Source organism: Ruminococcus sp. MCC718, from assembly GCF_018783905.1.
GTDB classification, from domain to species: Bacteria; Bacillota; Clostridia; order Lachnospirales; family Lachnospiraceae; genus Hominisplanchenecus; species Hominisplanchenecus faecis.
The window spans coordinates 1-211 of record NZ_WQNP01000140.1 but is presented as its reverse complement, the minus strand read 5'-3'; the positions used below and the strand labels follow the sequence as shown (position 1 = coordinate 211).

Below are 211 nucleotides of genomic sequence, written 5' to 3'. Positions count from 1 at the left end.
TTGCCGATTTTATCTGTCCGATAAAATTTCTATGCAGTTTTGCTTTTATTCCTTTTAATTTAGGCAGTTTTACTCTATTGTGCCCGAAATCTACTGTTATATTGCCATTCGTAAAATTTGTTGTATATGATTTATGATTATCGTGTTTACTCTTAAACTTCGGATAACCTGCGTGTTCCTTGAAAAACTTCTGGTATGCAGCATCCATGTT

The 211-nt window shown here is 33.2% G+C and carries 1 pseudogene; it reads right to left on the bottom strand.

Going from position 1 to position 211, the window contains the following annotated elements:
- Positions 1-211 (bottom strand): annotated as a pseudogene (locus tag GPK60_RS11915) (IS200/IS605 family element RNA-guided endonuclease TnpB); the annotation flags it as partial.